Genomic DNA, 16,206 nt, shown 5'->3' on the forward strand with positions numbered 1-16,206 from the left:
CGTCGCGCGGCCCGCGCAGTCATCCACCGGCACCCTGAACGTCGCCGTCACTGCCCTCGTGCTGGTGGCCGCGGCGCGCGTCGCGGTCGAAGATGCCCAGGATCTCGCAGGGGCCACCTTCGGCGCCGATCGCGTGCGGCATCATGGTCGGGAACTCGGCAGCCTGGTGGGTCTCGACGCGGAGCCGGCGGTGGCCGAGCATGAGGATCGCGGTGCCGGACAAGACGACGAGCCATTCGCGCCCCGGGTGGGCACGCATGCGTGCCGGGTTCTCGGGTGGCGGATCAGTCATGCGCTGGCGCACCACACTCATACCGGGGTCCCCCTTCACCAGCCAGCGCATCGAGCCGCGGGCACCGTCGATCATCGGGCTGCTGACGACGTCGTCAGCCGCGGTCTCCACCAGTTGATCCAGCGTGGTGTCCAGAGCGCGTGCGAGAGTGACCAGCTGATCCAGCGCGAGGCGGCGCTGGCCGTTCTCGATGCGGCTCAGCGAAGACTGGCTGAGGTGGGCACGGGTGGCCAGTTCCTCCAGGGACCAGCCCTGCGCCACCCGCAAAGCGCGGATTCGTTTGCGTACGAGACTGTCCAGATCGCCGTCTTCTTGCGTCATGAGCAACATGGTATGCCCACCCCGCAAGCCGAGGGTCAGCGTCGGCTGCAGACCGAAGCCGGCAAGAACTGGCCCAGGCATTCGCGATCACATCGATCCCCACCGCCGTGATCGTGCGGGACGGCATCGCCATCTACCGCGAGCCCGGCGCACTACCGGAGGCCGACCGCGACGATCTCATCAGCCAGGCGCGCTAAGGGTGTTCCCCCGCGGCGTATGCGATGAGGCGTTCGGCCAGGTCCGTCAGGGGGCGCTGAGGATGTGGGGCAGGTGGTGTTCGACACGGTGGACGCGGCGGGTGCGGTGGCGCGCGTGTGCGGGGCGAAGCCGATGGGGTGGTCGTTGATGGCGAGGCGGTGGAAGTGCCGGGAAGGTGGTTCTTCGTAGAGGAGCGTCACCGGCACAGTGCCCGGCTGGGGCCGCTGGGGGGTACGGCTGAGCGGGACGTGATGGTGGAGCTCGTCTGCGGGGTCGGGGGCGTGAGCGCGCAGGAGGAAGGGCTTGTCGGGATGCAGGAGCTGCGGCCGAGACGTGGGGCCCGCCGAGCTCGCCTTCACAGACGACGGACACCATGGCCCCTCGCCCGGCCACCGAGCCCATGCAGGTGCCACGGGTGCGGCGGCCTGCCCGCGGCCTAGCGAACGGCGGCAAGGCGGGCGTCCACTGCGACGACACCCTCGATCCCCTGGCACAAGCCCACGACCACCGGGATCAGACGCGGTTCCGGGACGTGACCGCGCAGGGTGACAGTCCCGTCCTGGGCCTCGACCGCGACGGCGCCTTCCTCCAAACCCAGGATGCGCCCCAGGACGTCCTGCTCGATTTCGCCGCGGATCTCGATGTCGGAGCGGACGAAGATGTCGAGAAGATCGCTGCGGCTGACGATGCCGGCCAGCAGCCCGTCGTCGCCGACTACCGGCAGCTGCTTGACGTGCCGCCTGCGCAGTTCCCGAGCGGCCCGGGGGATCGTCCAATGGGCGCGGGCAGTGAAGACAGGACTGCTCATGAGCGCGCCCGCGGTCCGGGCCCGCGCCTTGTCCCAGACGCGCTCGTCGTCCCCGTCCTGCCCCTGTGGATCGGGCATGCCGGTCTCGTGCCGCAGCACGTCGGACGCGGACACCACTCCGACGGGGGCGCCGTCGTCGTCGACAACCGGAGCCGCGGCAATGTCGTTCGCGTCCAGCAGGGCCGCGACTTCCTGGAACGGCGTGTCGGTGCGGAGTGTGACGACGTCCTCGGTCATCACATCACCGACCGTGCGGCGGTGCGGCATGGCACCGGCCTCCTCCACTTCGACAGGCGACCGCGGAGAACCGGACCGGACGGACGGCGCGTGTCCGCCTCCGCCTGGCTCCTCCAAGGGCGGCCACGACCTCGTCAGCTCATCCGGACGCGACCTCACCTTCCATGACAGCACCACACCGCTCCGGCGACCAGTGACGTGCGGGCCGGCAGAGGGAGCCGGCCGGCCCACTGGGTCGGCGCCTCTCGCCGCGGTGGCGGAAGCAGCCGACCATACGGTCACACGCTGGGCTGTCGAAGATGTCTTCGGCGTACAGGCTGGGCACGACCGGTCATACGAAGTCGCGCTGGACAACGCCCAGCCCGCGTGTGCGACGACGCGGGTGCCGTCACGCGCGCCGGATGATCAGCACGGCCGCGTCGTCGATGTGGTCTACCGCAACCATGGCGTCGAGGATTCGATCAGCGGTCTCCTCGGCGTTCAACCCGTCGTGGGCGGCTTGCGCGGCCAGCGTTGCGACTCGCTCCAGCCCGGCTTCCAGCGTCAGACTCGGGCCTTCGACCACGCCGTCGGTCACCAGGATCAGCGCGGCATTCTTGTCCAGCGTGAAGGTTCCCTCGTTGTAATCGGCGTCGGGTAGGACTCCGAGCACCGGGCCGCCCGGCAACTCACGGATGCTGTGCCTGCCGTCGTCGCATGCGTACAGCAACGGCACATGTCCGGCGCTGGAGCCCGTGACCTGTCCGTCGCACGGGTCGACGTACAACATGGTGCAGCTGGCGAATCGCGCCGCGTCCATGGTGACGAGCAGTTCGTTCGTGCGCGTCAGCACGGTTGCAGGGTCAGGTTCGCAGGCGGCGATGGCACGCATCGAGGCACGCACCTGTCCCATGGCTGCGGCGGCGTTCACATCGTGCCCCTGGGCGTCGCCGATCTCGAAGGCGACCGCGCCGCAGGGCAGTACGAAGGCGTCGTACCAGTCTCCGCCTATGTCCAACCCGTCCCGGCTCGGTCGGTAACGGACAGTGACTTCCAGGCCCGGGAGGTGCTTCGGCAGCGTGGGAAGCATGGCATCTTGGAGCGCCATGGCCAACTCGACTCGCACTTCTCGAGACCTGACCCGCCTCAGTGCCTGGCCCGTAAGGTCGGCCAGAGTGATCATGAGGGCCCGCTCATCCGGGGACGAATGGTGCTCGCCCTCGTAGGTCACCGCCCAACCCCCGAGGGGCTGACCGCCGACCGAGCCGAGGGAGGTGATCGAGACGGCGTAGCCGGATTCGAGCTGGTCGAAGTACGGCACCATGACCCCGTGCGGCCAGTGGCGTATGTACTCCTCCCGGTTGCGCATGAACTGTGGCTTGCCCGTTCGGATCGCATAGGGCAGTGCGCTCGGATCCTCCAGCGACAAGCCGTGCACGGCGGCCACCGGCATCGGGATCCCGGCATCGGAGGAGACGCGCAGGCGGCCTTCGGCAACGAGCGCCAACGCGGCGCCGGTACCACCGAAGGTCGCGGCGAGGCGGGTCAGGAGGACCTGCTGTACTTCTTGCTCCGTGGCCGCGGTGATCAAGGCGGAGGAAAAGGCCGCTATCTCGTCGGCTCGCTGCCGCGCAGCACTCAGCGCGACCAACGCTTTGCGTCGGCGCGCTTCCCGCTTGGTGTCGTCGCGGATCACTCCGAAGACCCGCTGAGGGCCGCCGTACCCCAGCTGCACTCGACAGGCCTGGCAGGCCAGAAGGTGCCAGCCATCGCGCTCGGTCAGGAACCTCAATTTGATCCAGGGGGACTCGGCGGCGGTCGAACGCACGAGCCGCCGTAGAGCCCCCCGGTCATCAGGGTGAACTCGCCGGACCACACTGGACAACGATACGGATGCCTCCGGGAACAGCATTGCCAAGGCGGGTGCGCCACCCAGCCACTCCAGCTGGTGCTCCTGGGGTGAGTACATGCACACACCGAGATCGGCGGCCTTGGCCGCCAACCGGAACGGGATCACAAGACCGCCCAGGTCGTTCCCCGCGTTCAACGAGTGCACCCACACCAGCTGCTCGCCGTCCGCAGGATCCCTCGTCAGTCGCGCCTCGACCAGGCAGACCAGCCGTGCTGCGCCCGGCCCAGGGAATTCCAGCACCCGCATCACGACCGTCATCGTCGTGGCGGCGTGGGCCACGAGGCTTTCGACCGCAGTCCGCTGGCTTTCGGGCAACAGATCACCCAAGTTGCGACCCACGCACTGCTTCGCCGGCCTGTCCAGTACCTTTGCCATGGCCTCGTTGAGGCTGTGGATGGCACCGTCCAGGGTCAGGAGAGCCGAGGGGGTAGCCCTTCGGAGAAGATGGTCCGAGGCGTCCATCGGTGGCTCCCTGACACATGGCGAAACCGCTTCCTCAACCATATTCGCGCGTGCTGCTCCGTCGACTGTCGGCAACTCGGATCTCTTGATCATCCTGGCTTACCGCGGCCGCCGGCGAGATCGGCGCTGTGGGGTCCGCCGGGCCTGGTGGACGCCGGGGTCGGACGTTGATCCACTGCGGCAGGCAGGCGTCGGCGCTGTCCGAGGCGGTGATCAGTTCTGCGCGTGCGGCCAGGACGAGCTGTCTGCCGTCAGCGGGCACGGCGTCGAAGTCCTGACGCGCCGCTGCCGTCCAGTCCATCTGCCTGCGCGGGTGGGGAAGGCCGTCCGTCACTGGCCGTGGCCGGCTGCTGTTCGGCCCGCTGCTGCTCAAGATAGGCAACGGTCCAGCCTCTGCGGGTGATCGCGGCGGCCTCACCCGCGATGCGGGTGAGGCCGAGGATCTCGCCACTGCTTCCGGGCTCGCCGGCCGACCACCCCGCACCCGCCATGACCAATGGCGGGTGCGGCCAACGACGAAAGCCGCGCCGATCGGGCGGGGGCGCCCGACTTGGACGGGAACTACAGGGAGTCCAGGCCGGAGGGACGGGCCCCACGCAGACGCGGGCACTCTCGTGACGATGTCCTGGCCATCGCAGCGGATTGCGCTTCGTGGCCGGGGTACACCGCCGCGCGACGCGGGACACCGCGGTGGCATGGGCGCACTGAAACCAGGCCGGAGCGCAGGTCACAGCGTCTCCCGCAGTCCGGTCACCACCCCGTGACCAGCGGGTGCGGCGCGGTCACCGCAGCGCTTGGCGTGCGGCGACGAAGTCGCGGGCGTGTCCGGCCTCGTCCCCGGCGTCGTCGCGGAACAGGGCGGCCGCTCCGGTGTCGCCGACGGCCTGTGCCTTCCGCGCGAAGTCCGGATACATCGTCCGCGATTCGTACTGCTCACCGGTGACGGCCTTGGTGAGGTTGTCGCGCGTGGAGCGGACCAGCCCCGCCAGTGCCGCCTCACCGGTGAAGTGCTCGCGCAGTTCGACGTCGCCTGCGCCGGTGAACAGCCGTGCCAACGGCTTGTTGCCCCAGGCTTCGGCGTGCTTGGCGAACAGGGCGTATTTGGCGTGTGCCAGCGCCTCGCCGTGCATGGCGGTGTCCAGGTTCGCCTTGGTGCGGGCCGCACGGACCTGGGGCATCCCCGCGCGAACGCGCACCGGGCTGACGTCCGGCGGTTTGGGGATGCTGCCCTTGCCTGTCGTCAGCACGCGCAGCGCCGCCAGGAACCGCTGGTGGTGGCCCGCCTCGTCCTTGGCGATCTCCGCGAACAGCTCCGCAGCCTTGGTGTCGCCGTCCTCCTTGGCCTGCCGGGCGAAGCCCGGATACATCACCCGCGACTCATACGACTCGCCCTCGGCGGCAGCGCGGAGATTGGCGGCGTCGCTGCCCACCAGGCCGGTCAAGGTGGCCGCCTCCGTGAAGTGCTCCCCCAGCTCGACCGAGGCCACCCGCTGGAACAGCGAGGCCACGGCGGACAGTTTCTGGGCTCGCGCCTGCTCGGCGAAGACCGAGTACGAGGCGTTCGCGAACGCCTCACCCCCCAGGGACTTCTCCAGGTCCGCGGAAGTTCCGGCGTGCAGACCGTGCGGCATACCACCCGCTGGCGGACGGATGGCGGCGGCGGGGGTGCTGAGGCCGACGGCGAGCGCCACTGCTGCCAGGGCGCATATGCGGTGCGGGATCACACTGACCTCCTCAAGGTCTTGGAATCTCGTGCTGCGGGCATCTACGCCATGGCACCAAGGACACCCGTGTCGGGCCAGGCCGGACCGTCATCCGAGTGAACGACTGTTACTCGTCGTCACGCTTCGCCCGCTGCTCCATACGCGCCCGGTTCCCCGGGCTGACGACGCGTCCACCGGACAATGCCCGCAGCAGCAGCCATGTCGGCGCCCGGCCGGCGCTGCATGTCAAAGGAGATCCCGTGAGTGTCGGCTTGTTCAATGGCCTCCCCAGCCATCCCCTTTTCGTTCACGGCGTCGTGGTGCTGATTCCGCTGACGGCGCTGGCGCTCGTCGCCTGCACGCTCTGGCCGACCGTGGCCCGCCGGTTCAGCTGGCCGCTGCCCGTGCTCGGACTTGTCACCTTGGCGCTGGTCGTACTGACCACCGAGTCCGGTGAGTGGCTGGAGGAGCGGGTGAAGGAGACCGCGCTGGTGGAAAGGCATACCGAAATGGGTGAAGGACTGACCCCGTGGGCGATCGCCCTGTTCGTCCTCACCACCGCCGTGTGGTGGCTGGGCCGCGTCACCGCCCCGAGGGATCCCGCCAAGGGCGACACGGTCACTCCCGCCACCTCTCGCCGGGCATCCAGCGCGGTTCGGCTCGCCTCCTCGGTACCCGTACGCGTCGCGGCCGTGGTGCTCGCACTGGCCGTGACCGTCGGCGCGGTCTTCGAGGTCTACCGGATCGGCGACTCCGGTGCGAAGGCGGTCTGGCAGGGCGAATTCACCACCGGCGAGCCGGGGGCGGGTCAGTGACGCACTCACGCCGGGCCGTGGTCGTCGTCCATGCGATGGAGAGCGAACCCGCGAGCCGCAAGGACCAGTTACTGCTGACCGTCGCACCCCACCACGTCCTCGGCGGCGCCGTCCTGGCCGCGCTCGCGGTCGGCGCGGACCCCGTTCAGATGTGCCGGCCGCGCAGCGCGCCGTCCAGTACCGGCAACTGCGCGCGGCTCTGGACGAACGACACGTCCCTCGCGCGGCGCGACCTGGCCCCCGCTGGGTTGCCGCGCCCCGGGCGGGTGTGCTCGTGGCGCTTCCCCACTCGGTCTGCGGGCTGAACGACCAGTGCGGTCCCTGCCGCTTCGGGCTGCCCGCCGTGGCCGGGGACTTCGCCGCGCCGGCCGCCGGATGGCCCGACCCCGATCTGCTGCCCCGGCCGCACCGCAGGAGCGGCGTCCTCCACACCGGGGCGCCTACCGCCCGGCGTACCCCCGGAGACCTGGCGACGACCGCCTCAAGGACCCTGTGCGTCGACGACCGCACAGCCTGCACCGGGCGCGGCTTGTGCGGCGAACTCCTCCCCGAACCGACCGGCCTCGGCGCATGGGGCTCCCCCGTCATCAGGAACCGGGCCGTCCCCGACCACCTGCGCGCCCACGCCCGCCGGGCCGCCGCAGCCCGCCCCGCCCCGTCCTGGTCCTGCCGCCTCGACACCGGCCGGTGATGACGAGCACGCGCCACCACGGCCGTCCGGACCCGGAGCAGAGCCGGACGGCCCCTGCCTCCGGGACCTGCTGCCACCATGGGATGGAGAGGAACAGCCCCAACGGTCACCGCGCCGCACAGACCGAGGTGCGCCATGAACCACACCACAGCTCGACCACGCCACCTGACCGCCGCAGTCACCTCCCGGCTCGAACCCGTCCTCCTGACCGTCACCGCGGCAGCACTGACGGGTGGCGGCATCGCCTGGCTCGCTGATGCGCGCGGCCTCGCCGACCTGTTCTGGGCGCTGGGCACCGTTGCTGCCGTCGTCCCCGCGATCGGGTGGGTGCTGGCCGCGCTACGGCGTGGACACGCAGGGGTCGACCTGATCGCGGTACTCGCGCTCGGCGGCACCCTGGCTGTGGGCGAATACCTGGCCGGCGCCCTGATCGCGCTCATGCTCGCCACCGGCCGCACTCTGGAATCCGCCGCCCAGCGGCGTGCCTCCCACGACCTGCGCGCCCTGCTCGAACACGCGCCGCGCTCGGCACATCGCCGCACCGACACCGGAGTGGCCACGGTGCCCCTGGGAGAAGTCACCGTCGGCGACCTGCTTGTCGTCCGCCCCGGGGAGGTCGTGCCCGTCGACGGCCGCGTGGAAAGCGCCGCCGCCGTCCTCGACGAGTCAGTGCTCACTGGCGAGCCTCTCCAGGTCGAGCGGGTCCAGGGCGAGGCAGTGCGCAGCGGCGTGGTCAACGCGGGCGGCGCCTTCGAACTGCGCGCCACCACCACCGAACAGGACAGCACCTACGCCGGAATCGTCCGCCTGGCCCAGCAGGCCGGGGCCGAGTCCGCACCGGTCGTACGGCTGGCCGACCGCTACGCGGCCTGGTTCCTCCCGCTGTCCCTCGTCGTGGCGGGGCTGGCCTGGCTGATCAGCGGCTCTGCGGTACGCGCGGTCGCCGTCCTGGTCGTCGCCACCCCCTGCCCCCTGCTGCTGGCCGCCCCGGTCGCCATCGTGTCCGGCCTGTCCCGGGCCTCCCGCCTCGGCGTCGTCATCCGCGACGGCGGCGCACTGGAGAACCTCGGCCACGCCCGCACCCTCCTGCTCGACAAGACCGGCACCCTCACCCGCGGCCGCCCCCGCGTCCTCGACGTCACCGCCGCCCCCGGCGTGAAACCTGCAGAGGTACTGCGTCTGGCAGCCTCGGTCGACCAGTACTCGCCGCATGTCCTGGCCCAGGCCATCGTCGACACCGCCCGGGAACGCAAGTTGAAGCTGTCCGCACCGACCGACGTCAGCGAGGAACCCGGCCGCGGCGCCACCGGCATCGTGGACGGCCACCAGGTCTCCGTCGGCCGCCCCGACCCCATAGCCACACACCCCGTCTGGGCCCGGGCCGTCGACAACCGCGCCCTCCTCGACGGCGCGGCCGTCGCCTGGCTGACCCTGGACGGCCGGCCGGCCGGTGCCGTCCTGCTGCGCGACCCCCTGCGCCACGACGCCCCTCGCACCCTGCGCCACCTGCGCACGGCAGGCATCGAACGGCTGCTGATGCTCACCGGCGACCGCGCCGCACCCGCGCATGAAGTAGCCGCCGTCCTCGGCCTCGACGACGTACGCGCCGAACTCAGCCCGGCCGACAAGGTCGCCGCCGTACGCGAAGAGCGCGAGCGCGCGGTCACCGTCATGGTCGGCGACGGCGTCAACGATGCCCCCGCCCTCGCCGCGGCCGACGTCGGCGTGGCCATGGGCGCCCACGGCTCCACCGCCTCCTCCGAAGCCGCCGACATCGTCTTGACCACCGACCGGGTCGACCGCCTCGCCGACGCCGTCACCATCGCCCAACGCGCCCGCCGCATCGCGGTCCAAAGTGCCCTGGGCGGCATGCTGATGTCCCTGGCCGCGATGGCCGCGGCTGCCGTCGGCCTGCTCCCACCCGCCGCCGGCGCGCTGCTGCAGGAAGGCATCGACGTCGCCGTCATCCTCAACGCCCTGCGCGCCCTGCACGTCGGCCAGGCCGCACGACCGGCCCTCACCCCCGCCGCCGAAGCGCTCATCCACCGTTTCGCCGCCGAACACGACGACCTCCAGGACGTCCTCGACGCCGTACGCGACGCCGCCGACCGCCTCTCCGACACCCCCGGCCCCAAAGCCCTCTCAGCCGTGGAAGAGACCCACCGGTTGCTCACCGAACGACTCCTGCCCCACGAATACGCCGAAGAACACCAGCTCTACCCCGCCCTCGCCCCCACCCTCGGCGGCCCCGAAGCCACCGCCACCATGAGCCGCGCCCACACCGAGATCGAACGCCTCTCCCGCCGCATCGCCACCCACCTTCAACTGGCCCACCCCGACGGCAGCCTGGCCCCCGAACAACTCGACGACCTGCGCTCCTGCCTCTACGGCCTCAACACCGTCCTGCGCCTGCACTTCACACAGGAAGAAGAGAACTACTTCTCCCTCGCACCCTGAAACCGCAGACCACCTGTACCGATCCCCGCCCGGCGCTCCCCCACCACCGCCATCCTGTCCGTGGGTCCGAAGGAGCGGTTCCGGCAAAACAGAGCCATCATCTCTCGCCGCCCCGGCCGGCCGCCGTGGCTCGTCAGTCGGGTGGCGGCGGCATCAGACCCTCGGCCAGGGGCATGTGACATGGGCATGCAAAGTTAGAGCCTGCCTACCCGCGAGGCCTTGGGCCGGCAGCCCGCATGGCGCGACATCCGGGCTCGCAACCGGTTGGTCTCGACGAGCACCCGGTCCGCATTGCGGATCCCATTCCGCCGGAGCAGGCGTTCACCGAGGCAGTTCACCGTGCAGGAGGCGTGCCACAAGCTCACCCGGACTCCACCTGGGCCTGGACGGGATACGAACCGCGCGCAGGAGGAGAGCCCGGTCAGGTGCATCTGTGCAGTACACAGGGCACGCGCGCGAGGTGCCGACAGGCGCGTCGGTAACATCCGCTAAGATATCGACGCTCGCGTCGTCAAGTTTGAGCAAAGGGCCATGTGCGTCCTGGCGCCGCTCCCCGTCACCCTCGTCGCTCGGAGATCCCGTGTTCCTTGCCCTACGCGATCTGCGCTTCGCCCGCGGTCGCTTCGCCCTGATGGGTGCGGTGGTCGCACTCATCGCCGTACTCGGCGTCCTGCTGTCCGGACTCGCCTCCGGTCTGGCGGATGCCGGTATATCCGGTCTGCACGCGCTGCCCATAACCCATATGGCCTTCGACGAGAAGGCGACCAGTGAGCAGTTCTCGCGCTCGACCGTGGAGCAGGAGGACTGGCAGGCATGGTCCAAGGCCCCGGGTGTGAAGCGGGCGGAGCCGTTCGGGAACACCCTGGCCAACGCCCAGGTGACCCAGGGCGCCAAGAAGGGCGAGCAGGTCAACCTCGCCGTCTTTGGCATGGCGCCGGACTCGCCTCTGGCCCCCAGCCCCACCAGGGGCGAGAGCCTGGAGCAGGGCGGTGCGGGCATCGTCATCACCCGGGAGATCGCCGACCTGGGTGTGGAGATCGGGGACGTCCTTACTGCGGACAGGAGCGAGGTGCGACTGAAGGTCGTCGGCCTGGTCGACAGGACCATCTCCTACGGCCACATCGGCGTCGCCTACGCCAACCTCGACACCTGGCGGCACCTGCACTACGGCCTGCCGGGTGACCTGCCCGAGGCCGCACGCCGACAAGCCACAGCCGTCGCCCTGACCTTGGAGGTCGGCACCGACGTCTCCGCCGTGGAGAAGGCGACCGCCACCCGCGCCAAGACCAAGGAGGCCACCTTCGACGCGTCCCCCGGCTACGCGGCCGAGTCGAGCACCATGGCCCTGATCAAGGGCTTCCTGTACGCCATCTCCGCCCTGGTCGTCGGCGCGTTCTTCACCGTCTGGACAGTACAGCGCAAGGCCGAGATCGCCCTGCTGAAGGCGCTCGGCGCCCCCACCGGATACATCCTGCGCGACGCGCTCGCCCAGGTCGTCGCCGTGCTCGTCGGCGCCACGGTGATCGGCACCGCCGTCGGCCTGGCCCTGGGGAGCGCGATGATCGGCAAGGCCCCCTTCTCCCTCTCCGCCCCGGCCATCGCCACCTCCTCCGGCCTCCTCATCGGCCTGGGAACCGTGGGCGCCGTCGTCGCCGTCCGCCGCATCACCGCCGTCGACCCCCTGACCGCTCTGGGAGCCACCCGATGACCACGCCCTCCACCGGCCACCGAACCGCCGCGGACGCCGCGGGCTCCGGTGGACTGCGACTGGACGACGTCACCCTCACCCTGGGCGACGGCGACACCGCCGTCACCGCCCTCGACCACGTCGGCCTGAGCGTCGCGCCCGGGGAGTTCGTCGCCGTCGTCGGCCCCTCGGGATCCGGCAAGTCCAGCCTCCTCGCCGTCGCAGGCGGCCTCCAGCGGCCCACCTCGGGCACCGTCCACATCGCCGGCACGGAGCTGACCGCCCTGTCGGACAAGCAGCGCACCGCGGCCCGCCGTCACCACATCGGCTTCGTCTTCCAGCAGTCGAACCTGCTGGCCTCCCTGACCGTCCGGGAACAACTCCTGCTGCCCCTGCACATCGACGGACACCTCGACGCCGCAGCCCGGACCAGGGCCGACGAACTCATCAAGGCGGTCGGCCTCACCCACCGCGCCGGCGCCCGCCCGCACCAGCTGTCCGGAGGCGAACGTCAGCGCGCGGGCCTGGCCCGGGCCCTGATGACCTCCCCCGCCCTCCTGCTCGTGGACGAGCCCACCTCCGCGCTGGACCGGGTACGTTCGGCGGAGGCGGTACGGCTGATCGCCGAGCAGACCCATGCGCGCGGCACAGCCACGGTCATGGTCACCCACGACACGGCGATAATGGACAGTGCCGACCGGGTGCACGAGATGGTCGACGGCCGCCTCTCCTGACCGGGGGCCGCAGGCCGGCATCTCCCTCCCGGCCCGTCCGCCACCCAGGAGCCTGCGCCGCATGCCGAAGATCAACGCCTCCACCGTCGCCGAACACCGCGCCCAGCAACGCGAGGCGCTGATCGGGGCAGCGATCGACATCCTGGTGAACGAGGGCGCCACCGCCGTCACACCCACGGCGGTCGGCGCCCGTGCCGGTCTGGCCCGCTCCAGCGTCTACCAGTACTTCAACTCCTCGGCAGCCCTGCTGGCCACCGTCACGGAAGAGGCATTCCGGCGCTCCAACCAGGCACTCACCAACGCCATGGCCGCCGCAAACGGCCCGCTGGAACGCGTCGAGGCGTTCTTCAGGGAAAGCCTCCGCCTCGGCGCCGAAGGCGCACACCGGCCTGCCGCCGCCCTCATGAGCGCCGGCCTCCATCCCGCCTGCCAGGAACGGCTGATGGAACTCCACCTGGAACAGGTCGAACCCTTCCGCGCCGCCGTGAGGGAAATCGGCGTCCCCGACCCCGCGCTCACGGCGGACCTGATCGCCGGGATGCTGCACACAGCCCTTGCCGCCGCCGACCGCGGCACCCCGCTCGACACGGTCACGGAACGCACTCTCGCACTCGTGCGCCGCTGCCTCACTACGGGCGGACAGCATGAACCACGAGGCGATGGAAGGTGACTGACATCCGGTCAGGACCTGCCTCGCGGAACGCCGGGGCGGCCAAAGCCGGGCTGGAAGTGACACCCGATCAAGGCGTTGCGGAAGAACGAAAGAACCGTCCGAAGTGTGAAGCCTCGGCCGGCAGCCCGTGCCGCACCCGCGGCGGGAAGGCCGCGGCGAAGTACCACTCACCCGGCGCGCCACCGCGGTGGCGGTGTTCCGGCAGTGCTGCGCGGATGTCTGTGACGCGGCACGCCCGCGTCAAGGACGGGAGTCAGCCGCTCTGCCTGATCGGCGATTCCGGCACAGGCAAGTCCCACATGCTCATCGCCCGTCCGCTACACCCTTGCGACGAAGCTGGTGAACGAGCTGGTCGAGGCCGCAGGGACCAGCCAAGCCTCACGACATGCTTCGCTCCTGGAGTGCGAACGACGCTCGTTCTTGCCACGTCGTGCCGTCGTGCACGATGAGTTCAACCGACGAGGCGGCACCGCCGTCATTTTCCGTGACATCCCGAGTACAGATGATCACTGAACGCTGTCAGAACCCATGGACAACCGCTGTCGCCTGAAGTGAACGAAGCCACGCCGGGCTGGGCCGGGAGGCTGCGGTAGAAGTGGTCCGCGATCACCGAGGGGGCGATCAGCAACTTCCCCGTCACGGGCCGGTCTTGAGGATGTGCCCGGCGGGGCTGCGGGTGTGGAGCCGGCCGGGCAGGGGGGTCAGCGCCCCCACGGCAAGGAGTACGGCCGGGCCGCGGTCGCGAGCCGGCTGACCGGGGGTACCACCACGACCGCGCCGAACACTTCCGAGAGCGCCCGCCCATGTCGCAGGTCGCGTGCGCCGCGGGCATCCGGACGTAGCCGCGATCGTCCGATTCGGCGCGCTGCCGCACCGGAAAGCCGCAAAAAAGCAAATATCATACATATATCATCTACACTATAGACGATAGCATACGTCTGCAGCAACTAAGGTGGTCGCTGTGACTTCACAGCGCAGCACCAGAGCAGAGGGCCCGGAAAGCGGGCCTGACATGGAGGATGACTTCGGCTTTGCCCTCGGTGTGGTCTTTCGCGCCTACGCGAAGGTCGTCGAGGCGGCCGTCGCCGAGATCCCCGGGGGTCCCCGCGGCTACTTCACACTCATGGCTGCCATCCAGGGCCACGCCAACAGCCAGCGGGCCTTGGCCAAGCGACTGGGAATCGACCGCACGATCATGACGTATCTCCTGGACGACCTGGAACGCGCCGACCTGGTGGAACGCAAGCCGGACCCCGCCGACCGCAGGAGTCGGCACATCGTCGCCACCGAGCACGGAAGACAGCGCTGGGAGCAACTCAGCGGCCCGGTCGGCCTGGCCGAGCAGCAACTCCTGGACATTTTGCCCGAGAAGTCGCGGGCCACCTTCCGCACCTTGCTGCGCACCCTCGCCCACCACGTAAGCCCGGACAACCCCATGGCGATCGCCTCCCAAAAGCCCGACCGGCCACCCGCTGGTCGCTCGGGCCGGCGATCCACCACCTGACCTCGCGGCTATGACTCGCACAGTTCGCCAGGCTGGAAGGCAACATCGGCGTGAGTCATCTCCTGGAGCAATCCCTGGAGCGGTGTGCTACCGGGACACGGCCGCCGACCGGTCCCTGGCCGCAGTACGGCAGGGCCGGGGCGCGGCACGTCCCGGCCCTGTTCTCGTCACTCCGCGTGCTGGAGTTCTGCGGTCTCCGCGCTCCCGGCCGCGACCTTCGACTGGCTCCTCGGATTGCCGGCGTTGACGGCGAAGAACGCGACCAGAGCCGCGGCAGCGAGGAATCCCGTGCCCCACCAGTAGGCCATGGAGTAGCCGTGCACCAGCGACAGGTTGGTGAGGGATGCGGAGCCGTGGTGGGAGGCGACGTATCCGGTGGTGGCGCTTGCGGCGATGGTGTTCAACAGCGCGGTGCCGATGGAGCCGCCCATCTGCTGAGCGGTGCTGGTCATTGCGGAAGCGACTCCGACATCGCGAGGCTCGACACCGTGGGCTCCCAGGCTGAATGCGGGCATGAACGCCGTGCCGATTCCGACACCCACCACGATCTCGGCAACCGCGATGAAGCCGAACGAGGAATCGACGTCGAGCAAGGCGAGCAGCAGCACACCGGCGCCGGACACCGCGTAGCCGACACCCATCAGCAGGCCGGGCCGCACCCGGTGCGAGAGGCGGGCACCGATCTGCGTGGAGCCGATGGCCTGCGCGGCGGCCATCGGGATGAAGGCCGCACCGCTCTGCACCGGTGAGTATCCCTTCACCAACTGGAAGTAGTAGCTGAGGAAGAGGAACATCCCGAACATGGACATGACGGACAAAGCCAGGGAAAGATAGGAGCCCGCCCGGTTGCGTTCCGTAAGGACGCGCAGCGGCAGCAGCGGCGACTTCACCTTGGCCTCCAGCACGACGAAGGCCGCCAGCAGGAGGATGGACAGGACGAACATGCTGATGGTCACACCGGCGTCCCAGCCGTCGCTCTCCGCTTTGGCGAAGCCGAACACCAGGGCGACGGCACCTCCGCTGGCGAGGATGGCCCCCGGGACGTCCAGACGTCCGCGGCCCGCGTGCGCGCCGGCGTCACGGACGACGGCCAGGACGCCGGTGATGCCGATGGCAGCGATGGGAAGGTTGATGTAGAACCCCCAGCGCCAGTCGGTGTACTCGGTGAACACTCCACCGAGCAGCAGGCCGAGGGCGCCGCCCGCGGTGGCGATGGCGCCGTAGATGCCGAAGGCCTTGGCACGCTCTTTGACATCGGTGAACGCCAGCGAGATCAGCGCCAGGGCGGCGGGAGCGAGGAGCGCGCCGAAGACGCCCTGGAGGGCGCGGGCAGTCAGGAGCGTGGACAGGTTCTGCGCCGCGCCGCCTATGCCGGAGGCCAGGGCGAAGCCGACCAGTCCGATCACGAACACCCTCTTGCGGCCCCAGAGGTCGCCCAGGCGCCCGCCCAGAATGAGCAGGCCTCCAAAAGCCAAGCCGTAGGCGGTGATGACCCATTGCCGACCGCCGTCGGTGAAGTGGAGGTCATGCTGAGCAGACGGCAGAGCGATGTTCATGATCGCCCCGTCGAGGAAGACCATCAGCTGGGCTATGGCGATGAACAGCAGGGCCAACCAGCGCCGGGGGTCGGGATGGTGGACGTCTTGGGACATGACTGGCATTCCTTGAAGGTGTCGGTTGCCGGCCAGGCCTTTGCAGCCGGGCCGCGTGAATGGAAGGTCTGCGCCTTCCCG

Annotated in this window: 13 protein-coding genes and 1 pseudogene; 9 read left to right on the forward strand and 5 right to left on the reverse strand. The window is 70.0% G+C overall.

Translation table 11 applies throughout. From position 1 onward, the window contains the following. Positions 1-19 precede the first annotated feature (19 nt). The 4 genes from AC3EUJ_RS24745 to AC3EUJ_RS24760 all read right to left on the reverse strand — a co-directional run bounded on the left by AC3EUJ_RS24745 (position 20) and on the right by AC3EUJ_RS24760 (position 5,933). On the reverse strand, positions 20-613 hold the full coding sequence (locus AC3EUJ_RS24745; protein ID WP_431964892.1) for a helix-turn-helix domain-containing protein: 594 nt from the start codon (positions 611-613) through the stop codon (positions 20-22). Positions 614-1,247: 634 nt separating this feature from the next. Beyond that, positions 1,248-1,886 (reverse strand): CBS domain-containing protein, encoded by a 639-nt coding sequence (locus tag AC3EUJ_RS24750; protein ID WP_431964894.1) that lies wholly within the window; start codon positions 1,884-1,886, stop codon positions 1,248-1,250. A 358-nt stretch (positions 1,887-2,244) separates the two neighbouring features. Then, entirely contained in the window at positions 2,245-4,209 is a 1,965-nt protein-coding gene (locus AC3EUJ_RS24755; protein WP_431964896.1) for a SpoIIE family protein phosphatase, read from the reverse strand. 782 nt (positions 4,210-4,991) lie between these two features. Next, positions 4,992-5,933, reverse strand: coding sequence for a ferritin family protein (locus AC3EUJ_RS24760; protein WP_431964898.1), 942 nt, complete (start codon positions 5,931-5,933; stop codon positions 4,992-4,994). A 239-nt stretch (positions 5,934-6,172) separates the two neighbouring features. Here AC3EUJ_RS24760 and AC3EUJ_RS24765 point away from each other — a divergent pair, with 239 nt between their 5' ends. The 9 genes and pseudogenes from AC3EUJ_RS24765 to AC3EUJ_RS24805 all read left to right on the forward strand — a co-directional run bounded on the left by AC3EUJ_RS24765 (position 6,173) and on the right by AC3EUJ_RS24805 (position 14,473). Continuing rightward, the gene (locus AC3EUJ_RS24765) at positions 6,173-6,727 is read left to right on the forward strand and encodes a DUF2231 domain-containing protein (protein ID WP_431964900.1); all 555 of its coding nucleotides are present in this window, start codon (positions 6,173-6,175) and stop codon (positions 6,725-6,727) included. Beyond that, positions 6,724-7,032: a hypothetical protein gene (locus AC3EUJ_RS24770; protein WP_431964902.1), complete on the forward strand. Its 309-nt coding sequence runs from the start codon at positions 6,724-6,726 to the stop codon at positions 7,030-7,032. Before AC3EUJ_RS24765 ends, AC3EUJ_RS24770 begins: the two co-directional genes overlap by 4 nt. Then, a complete protein-coding gene (locus AC3EUJ_RS24775) occupies positions 7,002-7,418 on the forward strand; it encodes a ferredoxin (protein ID WP_431964904.1) in 417 nt (138 codons plus the stop codon). Before AC3EUJ_RS24770 ends, AC3EUJ_RS24775 begins: the two co-directional genes overlap by 31 nt. Positions 7,419-7,553: 135 nt before the next feature. Further along, positions 7,554-9,875 (forward strand): heavy metal translocating P-type ATPase, encoded by a 2,322-nt coding sequence (locus AC3EUJ_RS24780; protein ID WP_431964906.1) that lies wholly within the window; start codon positions 7,554-7,556, stop codon positions 9,873-9,875. Between the two features lie 580 nt (positions 9,876-10,455). Further along, on the forward strand, positions 10,456-11,583 hold the full coding sequence (locus AC3EUJ_RS24785; protein WP_431964908.1) for an ABC transporter permease: 1,128 nt from the start codon (positions 10,456-10,458) through the stop codon (positions 11,581-11,583). Then, positions 11,580-12,296 (forward strand): ABC transporter ATP-binding protein, encoded by a 717-nt coding sequence (locus tag AC3EUJ_RS24790; protein ID WP_431964910.1) that lies wholly within the window; start codon positions 11,580-11,582, stop codon positions 12,294-12,296. The genes AC3EUJ_RS24785 and AC3EUJ_RS24790 overlap by 4 nt, the downstream gene beginning before the upstream one ends. Positions 12,297-12,357: 61 nt before the next feature. After that, complete coding sequence (locus AC3EUJ_RS24795) at positions 12,358-12,966, forward strand: TetR/AcrR family transcriptional regulator (protein ID WP_431964912.1); 609 nt, start codon at positions 12,358-12,360, stop codon at positions 12,964-12,966. Between the two features lie 254 nt (positions 12,967-13,220). Next, positions 13,221-13,353: pseudogene (locus tag AC3EUJ_RS24800) on the forward strand (IS21-like element helper ATPase IstB); the annotation flags it as partial. A 628-nt stretch (positions 13,354-13,981) separates the two neighbouring features. Then, the gene (locus AC3EUJ_RS24805; protein WP_431964914.1) at positions 13,982-14,473 is read left to right on the forward strand and encodes a MarR family winged helix-turn-helix transcriptional regulator; all 492 of its coding nucleotides are present in this window, start codon (positions 13,982-13,984) and stop codon (positions 14,471-14,473) included. Positions 14,474-14,640: 167 nt separating this feature from the next. On the opposite strand, the gene AC3EUJ_RS24810 is transcribed toward AC3EUJ_RS24805, so the two are convergent. Beyond that, on the reverse strand, positions 14,641-16,125 hold the full coding sequence (locus AC3EUJ_RS24810; protein ID WP_431964916.1) for a DHA2 family efflux MFS transporter permease subunit: 1,485 nt from the start codon (positions 16,123-16,125) through the stop codon (positions 14,641-14,643). Between the last annotated feature and the right edge of the window lie 81 nt (positions 16,126-16,206).

The sequence above is a fragment of the Actinacidiphila sp. bgisy160 genome (assembly GCF_057707815.1).